The following is a 16,148-nucleotide window of genomic DNA, read 5'->3' on the forward strand; positions in this document are numbered from 1 at the left end:
CATTTGACCGCATTCCCTTGAGGATACTCGGTCAAATGTGGGAGCGGGCTTGCTCGCGAAGGCTGACTGCCAGTCACTGCAAAAATCAGCCCTTACTGCCGGCCTCCAGCATGTTCTCCGGCCGCACCCAGGCATCAAACTGCTCATCCGTCAGATAACCGAGCTGCAACGCCGCCTCGCGCAGGGTCAGCCCTTCGGCATAGGCTTTCTTGGCAATCTCGGCGGATTTGTCGTAGCCGATGTGCGGGTTCAGCGCCGTCACCAGCATTAAACCGCGTTCCAGGTGAGCGGCCATCTGCTCGGCATCCGGCTCAAGGCCTGCAATGCAATGCTGCTGGAAGTTACTGCAGCCATCACCGAGCAAGCGGATCGATTGCAGCAGGTTGTGAATGATCACCGGCTTGAACACGTTCAATTGCAGGTGACCCTGGCTGGCGGCGAAGCCAATCGCCACGTCGTTGCCCAGTACCTGGCAGGCGAGCATCGACAATGCTTCGCACTGAGTCGGGTTGACCTTGCCGGGCATGATCGAACTGCCGGGCTCGTTGGCGGGCAGCTTGACCTCGGCGAAACCCGCCCGTGGTCCGGAGCCCAGCAAGCGCAAGTCGTTGGCGATTTTCATCAGGGTCACGGCGAGGGTTTTCAGCGCGCCGGACAAGGTGGTCAACGGTTCGTGCCCGGCCAGTGCGGCAAACTTGTTCGGCGCGGTGATAAACGGCAGGCCGGAGAGCGCGGCCAGTTCAGACGCAATTGCCTCGCCAAAACCATGCGGCGAGTTGAGGCCGGTCCCGACCGCAGTACCGCCCTGAGCCAGCTCGCAGACGGCCGGCAAGGCGCTGCGGATCGCACGTTCGGCGTAATCGAGCTGGGCGATGAACGCCGAAAGCTCCTGGCCGAAGGTGATCGGCGTGGCATCCATCATGTGCGTGCGACCGGTCTTCACCAGTTTCATGTGCCGTGCGGCCTGCTCGGCCAGACCGGCGGAGAGTTCAGCGATGGCCGGCAACAGCTGCTGTTGCACGGCTTGCACCGTGGCGATATGCATGGCGGTGGGGAAGCTGTCGTTGGAGCTTTGCGAGCGATTGACGTGGTCGTTGGGGTGCACTGGAACCTTGCCGCCGCGGGGGTTGCCGGCCAGTTCGTTGGCGCGACCGGCGATCACTTCGTTGACGTTCATATTGCTTTGGGTGCCACTGCCGGTCTGCCAGACCACCAGCGGAAACTGGTCGTCATGCTGGCCGTCGAGCACTTCGTCGGCGGCCTGCTCGATCAGCCGGGCGATGTCGGCCGGCAGATCGCCATTGCGACTATTGACCCGTGCCGCGGCTTTCTTGATCAGGGCCAAGGCGTGCAGTACGGCCAGCGGCATGCGTTCATTGCCAATGGCAAAGTTAATCAGCGAGCGCTGCGTCTGAGCGCCCCAGTAGGCTTCATCCGGGACTTCCACTGGGCCAAGGCTGTCGGTTTCGATACGGCTCATCGGTTACATTCCTGTAGGTCTGATAGCGAAGTTTAGGTCGTGAATGACGCTTGGGGTTCCATCAGTCGTTTTTTTAACCGTTCGGTCCTGAAAATCAGGCCTGGCAAGGGGGAGGGGTTGAGCGCATGAGTTTTTTAGGCGCAGAATGGCCCCCCTTGGGGTTTTACCTCGCCTGCTAGAAAAGGAAACTCGATGACTCGTCTTCGTGCCATCTGTACCGCGGTTGCTCTGGTCTGTGCCAGCGGCCAGGTTTTCGCCGATACCGCCAGCCACAACGCCAGTGCCGAAGCTTTCCTGACCCTGGCGCATGCTGACAAACTGGGCACACCGGTGTACATGCAAGTGCAGCAAATGTTCGCCCAGCGCTTTGAACAAACCAAAGCGCCGGAATCGAAAAAAGCCTTGCTGGAAACCTACCAGGCCAAGGCCAACGCCGCTCTGGACCAAGCCATTGGCTGGAACAAACTGAAGCCGGACATGGTCAAGCTCTACACCACCAACTTCAGCGAATCCGAGCTCAAGGACCTGGTTGCGTTCTACCAGTCGCCACTGGGCAAGAAAGTCCTGGAAAAAATGCCTCAGCTGACTCAGCAATCGGCCCAGATGACTCAAGCCAAACTGGAAAGCGCGGTGCCTGTGGTCAACAAGCTGCTGGCTGACATGACTGCCGAGCTGACGCCGAAAGACGCCGCTGCTCCCGCCAAGAAAAAGCCTTGAGCGGAGCCCCGCAATGACCATGCAACAACGTATTGAATCGGCACTGAACGCGTTGCAACCTGCACATCTGGAGGTGCTGGACGAAAGTCATATGCACAGCCGCGGGCTGCAAACCCACTTCAAGGCCGTGGTGGTCAGCGAGCAATTTGCCGGGCTCAACAGCGTCAAGCGTCACCAGAAGGTCTACGCCACGTTGGGTGACCTGATGGGCGAATTCCATGCGTTGGCGCTGCATACCTATACGCCTGAGGAATGGGCAAAGACCGGCGCGGCACCTGCCTCGCCGACCTGTGCTGGCGGCAGCAAGCACTGATTCTGATGGCTGTTGTGGCGAGGGAGCTTGCTCCCGCTGGGTTGCGAAGCGACCCTAATATCAGCCGCCGCGAGTATTCAGATGGAACGCGATTGCCGGATTACGACCGCTTCGCGGTCCAGCGGGAGCAAGCTCCCTCGCCACAGGTGAAACACCACAGTCCTAAAACCACAGTGTTTTTGTTAGAATCCGCAACGCGCCGCTTAGCCGGCGCGTTTTTTTTCGCATCCGGTTCACCCCTTGCGCGGGTAGCCACCTGGAGAATCACCCATGACACAACAGATTGTCGTGGCGGCACTGTATAAGTTCGTCACCCTTGAAGATTACGTCGCCTTGCGCGAGCCACTGTTGCAGGCAATGGTCGACAACGGCATCAAAGGCACCTTGCTGATTGCCGAAGAAGGCATCAACGGCACGGTTTCCGGTAGCCGCGAAGGCATCGACGGGCTGATGGCCTGGCTCAAGAACGATCCGCGCATGGACGACATCGATCACAAAGAGTCGTACTGCGACGAGCAGCCGTTCTACCGCACCAAGGTCAAACTCAAGAAAGAGATCGTCACCCTGGGTGTTGAAGGCGTTGACCCGAACAAGAAGGTCGGCACCTACGTTGATCCGCAGAACTGGAACGCGTTGATCAGCGACCCTGAAGTGCTGCTGATCGATACCCGCAACGACTACGAAGTGTCGATCGGCACCTTCGAAGGCGCGATCGATCCGAAGACCACCAGTTTTCGCGAATTTCCCGACTACATCAAAGCCAACTTCGATCCGGCCAAGCACAAGAAAGTCGCGATGTTCTGCACCGGCGGCATTCGCTGTGAAAAGGCTTCGAGCTACATGCTCAGCCAGGGCTTCGATGAAGTCTTCCACCTCAAGGGCGGAATCCTCAAGTACCTCGAAGAGGTGCCGCAGGAAGAAACCAAATGGCAGGGCGACTGCTTTGTGTTCGATAACCGCGTCACCGTTCGCCACGACCTGAGCGAAGGCGACTACGATCAATGTCATGCCTGTCGTACGCCAGTGAGTGTGGAAGACCGCGCATCCGAGCACTATGTCGCCGGCATCAGCTGCCCGCATTGCTGGGATAAGCTGAGTGAGAAGACCCGTCGCAGTGCGATCGACCGGCAGAAACAGATCGAACTGGCCAAGGCCCGTAATCAGCCGCACCCGATCGGTTACAACTACAAGCAATCCAACACTGAGGCCTGAACCATGTCTGCGCGCCTGCTCTATGTAATGGATCCGATGTGCTCCTGGTGCTGGGGCTTCGCTCCGGTGGCCGAGGCCCTGGTCAAGCAGGCGCAGGCTGCGGGCGTTGATGTGCATCTGGTGGTTGGCGGTTTGCGTACCGGCAGTGGTGCGGCACTGGAGCCCACCACGCGGCGCTACATTCTCGAACACTGGCAGGCGGTCGCCGAAGCCACCGGCCAGCCGTTCAAGTTCGAAGGCGCGCTGCCCGACGGTTTTGTCTACGACACCGAACCTGCCTGCCGTGCGCTGGTGACGGCGCGCAGCCTGGCACCGGATTGCGCCTGGAAACTGCTCAAACTCATCCAGCAGGCTTTTTATACCGAGGGTCGTGACGTCACCCGCGCCAGCGTGTTGGTGGAGTTGGCCGAACAAGCCGGCTTGCCGCGTATCGAGTTCGCGGCAGCGTTCGACCGTGCCGATCAGCACGCGGCGACGGCGGCAGACTTCACCTGGGTTCAGGATCTGGGCATCGCCGGCTTCCCGACCTTGCTCGCCGAGCGCAACGGTCAATTGGCGCTGTTGACCAATGGTTATCAACCGCTCAGCGAACTGGCCCCGTTGCTCGGCCGTTGGCTGGAGCGCGCAGCCTGTGTATGAGCAACCCGATGATGCACCGCAACCCAAGCGGGTCGATCGGCTGAGTTGGGCGGAAATCCGTCGACTGGCACTTCAGCATAAAAAGTCCTTGTGGATCGCCAACGGCGTCGCCGTATTGGCAACCCTGTGCAGTGTGCCAATCCCTTTACTGTTGCCATTGCTGGTGGACGAAGTGCTGCTGGGGCATGGCGACGCCGCACTGAAAGTCATGAACCACGCGCTGCCCGCCGGCTGGCAACGTGCTGCCGGTTACATCGGTTTGATGTTGCTGGTGACCTTGACCCTGCGTTGCGGCGCATTGATGTTCAACGTCTTGCAGGCGCGTCTGTTTGCAAGTCTGGCCAAGGACATCGTTTACCGTATCCGCGTACGGCTGATCGAGCGACTCAAGCGTATTTCCCTTGGCGAATACGAAAGCCTGGGCAGCGGCACGGTGACCACGCATCTGGTCACGGACCTGGACACGGTCGACAAATTCGTCGGCGAAACCCTCAGCCGCTTTCTGGTGGCGATGCTCACACTGGTCGGCACGGCGGGGATTCTGGTGTGGATGCACTGGAAGCTGGCGCTGCTGATCCTGTTGTTCAACCCGCTGGTGATCTACGCCACCGTGCAGTTGGGTAAGCGGGTCAAACACCTGAAGAAACTTGAGAACGACAGTACCTCAAGGTTCACCCAGGCGCTGACCGAGACCCTGGATGCGATACAGGAAATCCGCGCTGGCAATCGCCAGGGGTTTTTCCTGGGACGGCTCGGCTTGCGGGCGCAGGAAGTGCGCAACTACGCCGTCAACTCACAGTGGAAAAGCGACGCATCGAGCCGTGCCAGCGGTTTGCTGTTCCAGTTCGGTATCGATATCTTCCGCGCCGCCGCGATGCTCACGGTGCTGTTCTCCGACCTGTCCATCGGCCAGATGCTGGCGGTGTTCAGCTACCTCTGGTTCATGATCGGGCCGGTCGAGCAGTTGCTGAATTTGCAATACGCCTATTACGCGGCCGGCGGTGCACTGACGCGAATCAACGAGCTGTTATCGCGTGCCGACGAGCCGCAATACCCAGGTGGCGTCGACCCGTTCAAAGGGCGCGAGACGGTGGGCATCGAGGTGCAAGGCTTGAGTTTCGGCTATGGCGGTGAGCTGGTGCTGGATCAGATGAACCTGTCCATCGCACCCGGCGAAAAAGTCGCCATCGTGGGCGCCAGTGGTGGCGGTAAAAGCACGCTGGTGCAGTTGCTGCTGGGGCTCTATACGCCACAGTCGGGCAGCATCCGTTTTGGTGGCGTCACTCAACAGGACATCGGCCTGGAAACCGTGCGCGAGAATGTCGCCGTGGTGTTGCAGCATCCGGCACTGTTCAACGACACCATACGGGCTAACCTCGCCATGGGCCGCGAACGCAGTGACGAAGCCTGTTGGCAGGCACTGGAAATCGCCCAGCTCGAGGCAACGGTCAAGGCGCTGCCGCAAGGTCTGGATAGCGTCGTTGGCCGTTCCGGTGTGCGCTTGTCCGGCGGGCAGCGTCAGCGCCTGGCGATTGCGCGCATGGTGCTGGCCGAACCCAAGGTCGTGGTCCTCGATGAGGCGACTTCGGCGCTGGACGCCGCCACCGAATACAACCTCCATCAGGCGCTCGCGCGGTTTCTCAGCGGTCGCACGACACTGATCATTGCTCACCGGTTGTCGGCGGTGAAACAGGCGGATCGTGTGCTGGTGTTCGATGGCGGGCAGATTGCCGAAGACGGCGACCATCAGCAACTGATTGCTGAAGGTGGCCTGTATGCCAAGTTGTATGGGCATTTGCAGCAGCATTAGCAATCTTGAGTTTTGCCCGGATTTCTGTACTTATTGATCAGCCATCCTTTTTGGGAATCGGTCTTGTGGACCCTTTGATTGTTACATTGTCCCTAAATCGAGCTTGATCGAAGCCTGACGTCTTCGAAAAATCGAAAATTAGCCTAGTCTGTGCTGCTAGGAGCGGAATTCTCTCGGGTGTTCATCAGGCAGCGCTTATGCAAGGGACCTCATGAAGCAAAAGCGGACTCTCGGAACGCCACGGTTGTTGGGCATCGTCTGGCCATTTATCGCCGTCGTATTGTTTCAGGCCCTGTTGGGCGGCGTCAGCCTGTACGTTTTGTCAGCGGTTCGCGGCTATGTTGCCGGAGAAAGCCTGTGGTCCAAGGGTCAGAAAGACGCTATCTATTACCTCAATCTCTACGCTGACAGTCGCGACGAGTCGATTTTCCTCAAGTATCAGAAGGCTATTTCAGTCCCCCAGGGCGGGCATGAACTGCGGGTCGCGCTGGATCATCAACCGCCTGATCTTGAGGCCGCGAGGCGGGGTATCCTCAACGGCGGTAACCATCCCGATGACGTTTCAAGCCTGATTTGGCTGTACCTGAACTTCCGGCATTTCAGTTACCTGGAAACCGCTATCGATCGCTGGACCGTGGGCGATGCCTACCTGATGCAGCTCGATAACGTCGCCCTTGAAATGCATCAGCGCATTGTCGGCAACCAGGCGAGCGACGCCGACATTCAGCGCTGGAAAGCCCGGATATTTGCCATCAACGAAGCGGTGACCCCCGCCGCCAAAGCATTCAGCGATGCATTGGGCGAGGGCTCGCGACTGATTCTGCGGTTGTTGCTGTTCACTAACCTGGCCACGGCGTTGGGGTTGATTGCCCTGGCACTCTTGCGCACCCATAAGCTACTGGCTCAGCGCCACGCGTTTGCCAATGCCTTGCAGCTGGAAAAGGAACGCGCGCAAATCACCTTGCAGTCCATTGGCGATGGCGTGATCACCACCGACGTTGAAGGTGCCATTGCTTACATGAACCCGGCAGCCGAGGAGTTGACCCACTGGAAGGCTGAGCAGGCAATCGGGCTACCGCTGGCAGCCTTGTTCAATCTGCTGGATGACAATGCCCAGGCGGATGGCTTCACGCTGATCGAGCATATTCTCAGTGGTCAGCTCAGCGGCGGCAGTGAACACTCCAAATTGATCCAGAGGCTGGATGGCAGCACGGTTTCAGTCACGCTGGTAGGTTCGCCGATTCGCAATGCCGGTAAAGTCAGTGGCACGGTACTGGTGCTGCATGACATGACCCAGGAGCGGCAGTACATCGCCAATCTTTCCTGGCAGGCCACCCACGACGCGCTGACCGGGTTGGCCAACCGCCGCGAATTCGAGTATCGCCTAGAGCAGGCGTTGCACAGCCTGACGCGCCAGCCAGCCCGACATGCCTTGATGTTCCTCGATTTGGATCAATTCAAACTGGTCAACGATACTTGCGGGCATGCTGCGGGTGATGAGCTGCTGCGGCATATCTGCGCACTGTTGCAATCGGGTTTGCGCGAAGGTGACACCTTGGCCCGATTGGGCGGTGACGAGTTCGGCATTCTGCTGGAAAACTGCTCGCCGCAAGCCTCGGAAAAAATCGCCGAGGGCCTGCGCCAGACGGTACAAAACCTGCACTTTGTCTGGAAAGGCCGGCCATTCGTGACCACCGTCAGCATCGGTCTGGTGCACATCATTCAAGCTCCGGCCACCCTTGAGGCTTCATTGCGTGCTGCAGACATGGCCTGCTACATGGCGAAGGAGAAGGGCCGCAATCGGGTGCAGGTCTATCATGCCGACGACTCCGAGTTGTCCCTGCGTTTTGGCGAGATGGCCTGGGTGCAACGCCTGCACATGGCGTTGGAAGAGAACCGCTTCTGTCTGTATTCACAGGAAATCGCTGCGCTGGGGCATATCGAACGGGGCGGCGGGCATATCGAAATCCTGCTGCGTCTGCACGACGAAGCCGGGCGGATGATTCTGCCGGACAGCTTCATTCCTGCCGCCGAGCGTTATGGACTGATGACGTCCCTGGATCGTTGGGTGGTCGAGAATGTTTTCAGGATCATTGCGCAGGGCATCGCCCAAGAGCGCAAAGGGCCGTTGGCCATGTGTGCGATCAATCTGTCAGGCACTACCATCGGTGATGAGGCTTTTCTGCACTTTCTGCGTGAAAAATTCACTGCCTATGCCATCCCGCCTGAAATGATTTGTTTTGAAATCACTGAAACCAGCGCGATTTCCAATTTGGGCAGCGCAATCAGATTTATCAATGAGCTCAAAGGGTTGGGATGTCATTTTTCGCTGGATGACTTTTGTGCCGGTATGTCCTCATTCGCCTATCTAAAACATTTACCTGTAGACTTCTTGAAGATCGACGGGAGTTTCGTAAAGGATATGCTGGACGACCCGATTAACCGTGCAATGGTCGAAGTGATCAATCACATCGGCCATGTCATGGGTAAGCGCACCATTGCCGAGTTTGTTGAAACACCCCAGATCGAGCAGGCATTGCTGGAGATCGGGGTGGATTATGCTCAAGGGTACATCATTGAACGCCCGCAATTGTTTACCTGTGACAGCCTGCAATGTCGGCCCGCCAGACCGCAGCCTCTGTTATTCAGGGCGCCTGGCACGTTCCGTTGAAATCTCTTGCTGATCCGTACCATCACAATCAAAAGGAGTGCGACAGTGATCGATACATTCAACAGGTCCGGCCCGCTTATGGAAGCCGCAAGTTACCCCGCCTGGGCTCAGCAACTGATCCGGGATTGCAGCGAGAGCAAGCGTCGGGTTGTCGAACATGAACTGTATCAGCGGATGCGTGACAACAAACTCAGTGCAAGGACCATGCGTCAGTACCTGATTGGTGGCTGGCCGGTCGTTGAACAGTTCGCGTTGTACATGGCGCAAAACCTGACGAAGACCCGCTTTGCCCGCCATCCCGGCGAGGACATGGCGCGTCGCTGGCTGATGCGCAACATTCGGGTTGAGCTCAATCATGCCGACTATTGGGTGCACTGGAGTCGCGCGCATGGCGTCAGCCTCGATGATTTGCAGGCGCAGCAGGTTGCACCTGAGCTTCATGCGTTGAGTCATTGGTGCTGGCATACCAGCTCGGCGGATTCGCTGATTGTTGCCATTGCGGCAACCAACTATGCCATTGAGGGGGCGACCGGGGAGTGGTCGGCGCTGGTGTGTTCCAGCGGGGTCTATGCGGCAGCGTTCCCTGAGGACGACCGCAAGCGCGCGATGAAGTGGCTGAAAATGCACGCTCAATACGATGATGCCCATCCATGGGAAGCCCTGGAAATCATCTGCACGCTGGCGGGCCTGAACCCCACCAGATCCCTGCAAGCTGAACTGCGTCAGGCGATCTGCAAGAGCTACGACTACATGTACCTGTTCCTGGAACGTTGCATGCAACTGGAGCACTCCGAAAGGGTTCCTGTAGCCCGGGAGCGGATGGCGCTGGCCGAAAGCTGATCCGAAGGCAACACAAAACCAAAGGTGGGAGCGGGCTTGCTCGCGAAAGCGGCTTAACATTCAACAGAGATGCTGACTGTAAAACTGCCTTCGCGAGCAAGCCCGCTCCCACATTTGCTTATGTGGTTTTGCTGGCGACTCAACCCGCCATCGCCAACCGGTTACGCCCCTCGCGCTTGGCCACATACAGCGCACTGTCGGCGCGTCGCAACAAGCTGTCTGCGGACTCACCCGGCAGCAGCGTCGAGCATCCGAGGCTGACCGTTAAGCCGATCAGCGTCCCATCCGCCGAATACTCCCCGGCTTGTGCGGCATAGCGCAGGCGTTCGCCTATCATTGCAGCGGCATCGCGGCTGGTGTTGGACAGCAGAATCAGAAACTCTTCTCCGCCGAAGCGAAAGACCATGTCTACGTTGCGCAACTGGTCTTTGATCAAGGTTGCGACAGCCTTCAACACGTCATCGCCGGCGCTGTGACCGTAGTTGTCATTGATCTGTTTGAAGTGATCGATATCGAGCATCAACAACGACAGCGGCTGCAAGTGTCGCCGGGCCATGTCGATCTCCCGTTGCAGGGTCTGATCCATGGCAATGCGATTGCCGGTGCCGGTCAGTGGGTCGCGCAGTGCACTTTGAGTGGCCGCTCGATAGAGCAGGGCATTGCGCATCGGGAAGAGCAAGCTTGATAGCAGGGATTCGAGGTTACCCTGATCCTTTTCGCTGAAGCGCTGATTGCGACGGAACACCAGATCGCCCAGGTGTGTGCCTTCGTGGCTCAGGCTATAGCTCACCGAGTGATGTCCGCGCTGACCGAACTCCAGGCGCAGGTCGCTGGTTTTGTGTTGATAGTTCAAGGCGTCCAGTGGCACAAGGCGCTGAATTTCGCGGAAAAACAGTCCCAGAATGCGCTGCGGCTCAAGGCTGGTTTGCAGTTGCAGGCCCAGCTGCTGGCGCAATTGACCGAGGCTGGCAGGACGCTCCAAAAGGGCTGGCAACTGGCCAAAGCCCAGCCGCTGCATTTTGGCGCTATCAAAGTCAATTGCGTTGGTCTGGGTTGGAGATTTCATATGGCGTGAGCCCCTAAGCAGGAATGCTGTCTTACAGGCTGGGTGAGAGCGGCTTTGGGCTGCGCGTCATACTGGTCCATCAGTCCCGTAGGACATGTGGCTAGATTTTAGTCTGCTTTGTCGAGCAAACGTAAGCTCGACATGGCGCTGCCCGATCGCTAACACGCTGCGTGTTTCAACAGGATTAGAGCGAAAGTCATGCCATTCGGTTCAGACGAATAAAATTCGTTTTAAATCAGCTTGTTGGCTTGTGTGTCGGTGACTGGTGGCTGATTCGGCGGCATTTGATTGACTTCAAACAGACGCTTGAAGGAGGGGAGGCACGTGCCGCGACAGTATGCCGTCGCGGCAGCGGGGTGCGGCGAGGGGCTTACTGAGCGTTGAACGCCTGACCGTTGATGCCAGTGCTGTCCGGCCCCATCAGGTACAGGTAAACCGGCATGATCTCTTCAGGCGTCGGGTTGATGGCCGGGTTTTCGCCCGGGTACGCTTGAGCGCGCATGCTGGTGCGGGTTGCGCCTGGGTTGATGCTGTTGGAGCGAACCGGCGCGACGCTGTCGACTTCGTCGGCCAGGGTTTGCATCAGGCCTTCGGTGGCGAACTTCGACACGCCATAAGCGCCCCAGTACGCACGACCTTTGCGGCCGACGCTGCTGGAGGTGAAGATTACCGAGGCGTCCTGAGACAGCTTGAGCAGTGGCAGCAGGGTGCTGGTCAGCATGAACATGGCGTTGACGTTGACGTGCATCACGCGCATGAAGTTTTCGCCGGAGAGTTGCTCCAGTGGCGTGCGCGGGCCAATGATCGAGGCGTTGTGCAACAAGCCATCAAGGTGACCGAACTCGGTTTCGATCATGGCCGCCAGTTCGTCGTATTGATGCGGCAGGGCGGTTTCCAGGTTGAACGGAATCACTGCAGGCTGTGGATAACCGGCCGCTTCGATTTCGTCGTAAACCTGGGTCAGATTGGCCTCGGTCTTGCCCAGCAGCAGTACGGTAGCGCCGTGAGCGGCATAGGTTTTTGCCGCAGCAGCGCCGATGCCACGACCGGCGCCGGTGACCAGGATGACCCGATCTTTGAGCAGTTCAGGGCGGGCGGAATAATCAAACATAAAAAACCTCTACAAAGCAGAAAACAGACTGTGGCGAGGGGTCTTGCCCCCGCTGGGTTGCGAAGCGACCCCAAGCTCGGTTTGTCAGCTTCACCGAACTGGCTGATTTACGACTGCTTCGCAGCCGAACGGGGGCAAGCCCCCTCGCCACAAATGCCTTCGGCAGCCAGTTAGATCAGCAGCTACACAGCGCGCTATCGAGCACCTTGCGCAACTCCGAAGGGTGGTCCACCACCACATCCGCGCCCCAGTTTCGTGGATTGTCATCAGGGTGAATGTAGCCAAAGGTCACCGCGGCGGTCCGGGTGCCGGCATCGCGGCCCGACTCGATATCGCGCAGGTCATCACCCACGAACAGCACGCTGGCCGGGTCCAGGTCGAGCATTTTGCAGGCGAGGATCAACGGCTCCGGGTGCGGCTTGCTGTTGGTCACGTGGTCTGGGCAAATCAGCAGCGCCGAGCGTTCGGCCAGTCCCAGTTGTTGCATGATCAGCTCAGCGAAGCGCAGCGGTTTGTTAGTCACTACGCCCCAGATCAGATTGGATTTCTCGATGTCGGCCAACAGTTCAGCCATGCCATCGAAGAGTTTGCTGTGAACCGCGCAACCCTTGAGATAACGCTCCAGGAACTCCAGTCGCAATGCCTCGAAACCCGGTGATTCCGGGTCCATCGAGAAGGTTACCGCCACCATGGCTTTGGCCCCGCCAGAGATCTCGTCGCGGATGTGTTTGTCCGGGATCGGTGCCAACCCGCGGTCTGCCAGCATGCTTTGGCAGATGGCAATGAAGTCCGGCGCGGTGTCGAGCAGGGTGCCGTCCATGTCAAAAAGAACTGCTCTGATTGCCATCGGCTTACTCCTCGCGCAGCGTCTGGATCATATAGTTGACGTCAACGTCGGCGGCCAGCTTGTAGTGCTTGGTCAGCGGGTTGTACGTCAGGCCAATGATATCCTTGACGCTCAGGCCGGCCTGGCGGCTCCAGGAACCGAGTTCGGAAGGGCGGATGAATTTCTTGAAATCATGCGTGCCGCGCGGCAGCAGTTTCATGATGTATTCGGCGCCGACTATAGCGAACAGGTAAGCCTTCGGATTACGGTTGATGGTCGAGAAGAACACCTGGCCACCCGGTTTTACCATGCGGAAGCAGGCACGAATGACCGACGATGGATCGGGCACGTGCTCGAGCATTTCCAGGCAGGTGACGACATCGAATTGCTCGGGCATTTCTTCCGCCAGGGCTTCAGCGGTGATCTGCCGGTACTCGACGCTGACGCCTGATTCCAGTTGATGCAATTGCGCGACCGCCAACGGCGCTTCGCCCATGTCGATGCCCATCACGGTAGCGCCGCGTTGTGCCATGGATTCGCTGAGGATGCCGCCGCCGCAACCGACGTCCAGGACCTTCTTGCCGGCCAGTTTGACGCGCTCGTCAATCCAGTTGACCCGCAGCGGGTTGATGTCGTGCAGCGGCTTGAACTCGCTTTCGCGGTCCCACCAGCGATGAGCCAGGGCTTCGAATTTGGCGATTTCAGCGTGGTCGACGTTGCTCATGGGTAATCCTCTAAATCTAAAAAATTCTGCTGTCAGCCTTGAAGTTCGATTCAAGGGGTCGTTCTATTCGGCGTGTCCGCTGATGCGCCGGCCCCAGGCGGTGGCCGTGGCGCATAGCTGTTGTTCATCGAGGCGCGTCAGGCGCCGGTCGTCGAGCAATTGCTTGCCGGCGACCCAAAGGTGTTTCACACAGTCCCGGCCGGTGGCGTAGATAAGCTGCGACACCGGCTCATAAACCGGTTGCTGGGCCAGGCCAGACAGGTCGAAGGCCACCATGTCCGCGGCCTTGCCGACTTCCAGCGAGCCCACTTCAGCTTCCAGCCCCAGCGCACGGGCCCCGTTGAGGGTCGCCATGCGCAAGGCGCGATGAGCGTCCAGGGCGGAGGCCGAGCCGGCAACGGCTTTAGCCAGCAGGGCGGCGGTGCGGGTTTCGCCCAGCAGGTCGAGGTCATTGTTGCTGGCCGCGCCATCGGTGCCGACCGCCACATTGACTCCAGCCTGCCACAAGCGCTCCACTGGGCAAAAGCCGCTGGCCAGTTTCAGGTTCGATTCCGGGCAATGAATCACACTGGTGTTACTTTCTACCAGTAACGTCAGGTCTTCTTCGCTGATTTGCGTCATGTGAACGGCCTGGAAGCGCGGTCCGAGCAGTCCCAGGCGACCGAGGCGGGCCAATGGCCGCTCGCCGCGCTGTTCGACCGATTGCTGGACTTCGAAGGCTGTTTCGTGGACGTGCATGTGAATCGCTGCGTCCAGCTCCTCGGCGATTACCCGGATTTTTTCGAGGTTTTCGTCACCGACGGTGTAGGGTGCATGAGGGCCGAAGGTGATTTTGATGCGCGGGTGATGCTTGAGATCGCCGAATAGCTCGACGCCCTGACGGATAGCCTCATCCGCATCGCAGGCGCCAGGGATCGGGAAATCGAGGATCGGGATGGCAATTTGTGCGCGAATGCCGCTGTTGTGCACGCGTTCGCTGGCAACTTTCGGGAAAAAATACATGTCCGAGAAGCAGGTGATGCCACCCTTGATCTGCTCGGCAATGGCCAGGTCGGTGCCGTCGCGGACGAAGGCCTCATCGACCCATTTGGTCTCGGCTGGCCAGATGTGCTGCTCAAGCCAGGTCATCAGCGGCAAATCATCGGCCAGGCCACGGAACAATGTCATCGCCGCATGTCCGTGGGCGTTGATCAGGCCCGGGCTGAGCAGCATGCCCGGCAGTTCACGGACCTCGCTGGCCTTGAGCTTCAAGGCTTCGCTGCGCGGGCCGATGAAGGCAATACGCCCGTCGCGGATGCCCAGGCCGTGCTCCTTGAGGACTACGCCAGCAGGTTCGACAGGTACTAACCAGGTTGGCAGCAAGAGTAAGTCGAGCGCAGCGGCAGGATTCGGCATCGAGGGTTCGGTCCAGTGCTTTTATGTAGGATGGCGAAGTATACCCGAGCGTCTTCGCGGGGGGATCGCTATAATCGGCGGCTTTTGTTCATGAGTGCGGGGTGAGGGATGCGCGATCGACTGTTGGCTGCGGAGAAGGTGAAGGCCATCGATTGGCGGGACGGCGCCCTGTACCTGCTGGATCAGCGCATTCTGCCATTCGAGGAAACCTGGATTGCCTATACCAGCGCAGCGGGTGTGGCTGAGGCTATTCGCTCGATGGTGGTGCGTGGTGCTCCGGCAATCGGCATCAGCGCAGCCTACGGCGTGGTGCTGGCGGCGCGCGCGCGGTTTGCTGCGGGTGGCGACTGGCAGGTGGCGCTGGAAGAAGACTTTGCCCTGCTCGCGGATTCACGGCCGACCGCCGTCAACCTGTTCTGGGCGCTGGGTCGCATGCGCGAACGCCTGGAGCGGCTCAAGGATCACCCCAATCCATTGGAAGTGCTTGAGGCAGAGGCTTTGGCAATCCATGAAAGTGATCGCGAAGCCAACCTGACCATGGCGCAATTGGGTGTCGACCTGATCCGCAAGCATCAGGGCAATGCCCAGGCTGTCTTGACCCACTGTAATACGGGGGCGTTGGCGACTGGCGGTTTCGGTACTGCGCTCGGGGTGATTCGTGGCGCGTTCCTGGAGGGCATGATCGAGCGGGTTTATGCCGACGAAACCCGGCCTTGGCTGCAAGGCTCGCGCTTGACCGCCTGGGAACTGGCCAACGAAGGCATTCCGGTCACCCTGAACGCCGACTCGGCCGCTGCGCACATCATGAAAACCAAGGGCGTGACCTGGGTGATCGTCGGCGCTGACCGAATTACCGCCAACGGTGACGTGGCGAACAAGATCGGCACTTACCAGTTGGCGGTCAATGCCATGCACCACGGCGTGCGTTTCATGGTGGTGGCGCCGAGTTCGACCATCGACATGAACCTGGCCAGTGGCGACGACATCCCGATCGAAGAGCGTGATGGCAGCGAGTTGCTGGACATCGGTGGCAAGCGGGTGGGGGCTGATGTCGATGCATTCAATCCGGTGTTCGATGTCACGCCGGCTGACCTGATCGACGTCATCGTTACCGAAAAAGGCATCGTCGAGCGCCCGGATACCGCGAAGATGGCGCAACTGATGTGCCGTAAGCGCTTGCATTGACGATCTCGGGCGTCTGATAAATCGCTTCGCGAGCAAGCCCGCTCCCACATTTGACCGAGTCGGTCACAGATTTTGCGAACGACATCGATCCAATGTGGGAGCGGGCTTGCTCGCGAAGGGGCCCTCAAGGTCAACAAATCAGCCAGAGTCATACCTGAA

General features: G+C 59.0%; 14 protein-coding genes. 8 read left to right on the forward strand and 6 right to left on the reverse strand.

The genetic code is table 11. The annotated features are described in order from the left end of the window. Nucleotides 1-85: 85 nt before the first annotated feature. Complete coding sequence (locus AC3WK5_RS16720; protein ID WP_103315820.1) at nucleotides 86-1,480, reverse strand: class II fumarate hydratase; 1,395 nt, start codon at nucleotides 1,478-1,480, stop codon at nucleotides 86-88. Nucleotides 1,481-1,672: 192 nt separating this feature from the next. On the opposite strand from AC3WK5_RS16720, the gene AC3WK5_RS16725 reads away from it, so the two are divergent. The 7 genes from AC3WK5_RS16725 (at nucleotide 1,673) to AC3WK5_RS16755 (ending at nucleotide 9,682) form a co-directional block, all read left to right on the forward strand. Beyond that, on the forward strand, nucleotides 1,673-2,197 hold the full coding sequence (locus AC3WK5_RS16725) for a DUF2059 domain-containing protein (RefSeq protein ID WP_054593477.1): 525 nt from the start codon (nucleotides 1,673-1,675) through the stop codon (nucleotides 2,195-2,197). 13 nt (nucleotides 2,198-2,210) lie between these two features. Then, the gene (locus tag AC3WK5_RS16730) at nucleotides 2,211-2,510 is read left to right on the forward strand and encodes a BolA family protein (protein WP_103315821.1); all 300 of its coding nucleotides are present in this window, start codon (nucleotides 2,211-2,213) and stop codon (nucleotides 2,508-2,510) included. Nucleotides 2,511-2,780: 270 nt separating this feature from the next. Continuing rightward, entirely contained in the window at nucleotides 2,781-3,722 is a 942-nt protein-coding gene (gene trhO / locus AC3WK5_RS16735) for an oxygen-dependent tRNA uridine(34) hydroxylase TrhO (RefSeq protein ID WP_054593475.1), read from the forward strand. A 36-nt stretch (nucleotides 3,723-3,758) separates the two neighbouring features. Beyond that, nucleotides 3,759-4,361, forward strand: a complete 603-nt coding sequence (locus tag AC3WK5_RS16740; protein WP_177474832.1) for a DsbA family protein — start codon at nucleotides 3,759-3,761, stop codon at nucleotides 4,359-4,361. Beyond that, a complete protein-coding gene (locus AC3WK5_RS16745) occupies nucleotides 4,354-6,171 on the forward strand; it encodes an ABC transporter ATP-binding protein (RefSeq protein WP_103315823.1) in 1,818 nt (605 codons plus the stop codon). Before AC3WK5_RS16740 ends, AC3WK5_RS16745 begins: the two co-directional genes overlap by 8 nt. A gap of 211 nt (nucleotides 6,172-6,382) precedes the next feature. After that, nucleotides 6,383-8,842 (forward strand): EAL domain-containing protein, encoded by a 2,460-nt coding sequence (locus AC3WK5_RS16750; protein ID WP_054593472.1) that lies wholly within the window; start codon nucleotides 6,383-6,385, stop codon nucleotides 8,840-8,842. 78 nt (nucleotides 8,843-8,920) lie between these two features. Further along, nucleotides 8,921-9,682: an iron-containing redox enzyme family protein gene (locus tag AC3WK5_RS16755; protein WP_219731512.1), complete on the forward strand. Its 762-nt coding sequence runs from the start codon at nucleotides 8,921-8,923 to the stop codon at nucleotides 9,680-9,682. Between the two features lie 139 nt (nucleotides 9,683-9,821). Here AC3WK5_RS16755 and AC3WK5_RS16760 read toward each other — a convergent pair whose 3' ends face one another. The 5 genes from AC3WK5_RS16760 to AC3WK5_RS16780 form a co-directional block, all read right to left on the reverse strand. After that, complete coding sequence (locus AC3WK5_RS16760; RefSeq protein WP_054593470.1) at nucleotides 9,822-10,748, reverse strand: GGDEF domain-containing protein; 927 nt, start codon at nucleotides 10,746-10,748, stop codon at nucleotides 9,822-9,824. A gap of 370 nt (nucleotides 10,749-11,118) precedes the next feature. Further along, the gene (locus AC3WK5_RS16765) at nucleotides 11,119-11,859 is read right to left on the reverse strand and encodes a YciK family oxidoreductase (protein WP_103315824.1); all 741 of its coding nucleotides are present in this window, start codon (nucleotides 11,857-11,859) and stop codon (nucleotides 11,119-11,121) included. A 175-nt stretch (nucleotides 11,860-12,034) separates the two neighbouring features. Beyond that, nucleotides 12,035-12,706 (reverse strand): N-acetylmuramic acid 6-phosphate phosphatase MupP, encoded by a 672-nt coding sequence (mupP, locus tag AC3WK5_RS16770; RefSeq protein WP_054593468.1) that lies wholly within the window; start codon nucleotides 12,704-12,706, stop codon nucleotides 12,035-12,037. A gap of 4 nt (nucleotides 12,707-12,710) precedes the next feature. After that, on the reverse strand, nucleotides 12,711-13,409 hold the full coding sequence (gene ubiG / locus AC3WK5_RS16775) for a bifunctional 2-polyprenyl-6-hydroxyphenol methylase/3-demethylubiquinol 3-O-methyltransferase UbiG (protein WP_054593467.1): 699 nt from the start codon (nucleotides 13,407-13,409) through the stop codon (nucleotides 12,711-12,713). Nucleotides 13,410-13,472: 63 nt separating this feature from the next. After that, the gene (locus tag AC3WK5_RS16780; RefSeq protein ID WP_103315825.1) at nucleotides 13,473-14,804 is read right to left on the reverse strand and encodes a TRZ/ATZ family hydrolase; all 1,332 of its coding nucleotides are present in this window, start codon (nucleotides 14,802-14,804) and stop codon (nucleotides 13,473-13,475) included. A gap of 108 nt (nucleotides 14,805-14,912) precedes the next feature. On the opposite strand from AC3WK5_RS16780, the gene mtnA reads away from it, so the two are divergent. After that, on the forward strand, nucleotides 14,913-15,989 hold the full coding sequence (gene mtnA, locus AC3WK5_RS16785) for an S-methyl-5-thioribose-1-phosphate isomerase (RefSeq protein WP_054593465.1): 1,077 nt from the start codon (nucleotides 14,913-14,915) through the stop codon (nucleotides 15,987-15,989). Nucleotides 15,990-16,148: the final 159 nt, after the last annotated feature.

The sequence above is a fragment of the Pseudomonas sp. FW306-02-D09B genome (genome assembly GCF_058782685.1).

What these genes read in the sequence shown, in the direction of transcription:
- AC3WK5_RS16765 (WP_103315824.1), bottom strand. Translation starts at nt 11,859, where the DNA reads ATGTTTGATTATTCCGCCCGCCCTGAACTGCTCAAAGATCGGGTCATC.
- trhO (WP_054593475.1), top strand. Translation starts at nt 2,781, where the DNA reads ATGACACAACAGATTGTCGTGGCGGCACTGTATAAGTTCGTCACCCTT.
- AC3WK5_RS16780 (WP_103315825.1), bottom strand. Translation starts at nt 14,804, where the DNA reads ATGCCGAATCCTGCCGCTGCGCTCGACTTACTCTTGCTGCCAACCTGG.
- AC3WK5_RS16730 (WP_103315821.1), top strand. Translation starts at nt 2,211, where the DNA reads ATGACCATGCAACAACGTATTGAATCGGCACTGAACGCGTTGCAACCT.
- AC3WK5_RS16750 (WP_054593472.1), top strand. Translation starts at nt 6,383, where the DNA reads ATGAAGCAAAAGCGGACTCTCGGAACGCCACGGTTGTTGGGCATCGTC.
- AC3WK5_RS16760 (WP_054593470.1), bottom strand. Translation starts at nt 10,748, where the DNA reads ATGAAATCTCCAACCCAGACCAACGCAATTGACTTTGATAGCGCCAAA.
- AC3WK5_RS16755 (WP_219731512.1), top strand. Translation starts at nt 8,921, where the DNA reads ATGGAAGCCGCAAGTTACCCCGCCTGGGCTCAGCAACTGATCCGGGAT.
- mupP (WP_054593468.1), bottom strand. Translation starts at nt 12,706, where the DNA reads ATGGCAATCAGAGCAGTTCTTTTTGACATGGACGGCACCCTGCTCGAC.
- AC3WK5_RS16725 (WP_054593477.1), top strand. Translation starts at nt 1,673, where the DNA reads ATGACTCGTCTTCGTGCCATCTGTACCGCGGTTGCTCTGGTCTGTGCC.
- AC3WK5_RS16720 (WP_103315820.1), bottom strand. Translation starts at nt 1,480, where the DNA reads ATGAGCCGTATCGAAACCGACAGCCTTGGCCCAGTGGAAGTCCCGGAT.
- AC3WK5_RS16740 (WP_177474832.1), top strand. Translation starts at nt 3,759, where the DNA reads ATGTGCTCCTGGTGCTGGGGCTTCGCTCCGGTGGCCGAGGCCCTGGTC.
- ubiG (WP_054593467.1), bottom strand. Translation starts at nt 13,409, where the DNA reads ATGAGCAACGTCGACCACGCTGAAATCGCCAAATTCGAAGCCCTGGCT.
- mtnA (WP_054593465.1), top strand. Translation starts at nt 14,913, where the DNA reads ATGCGCGATCGACTGTTGGCTGCGGAGAAGGTGAAGGCCATCGATTGG.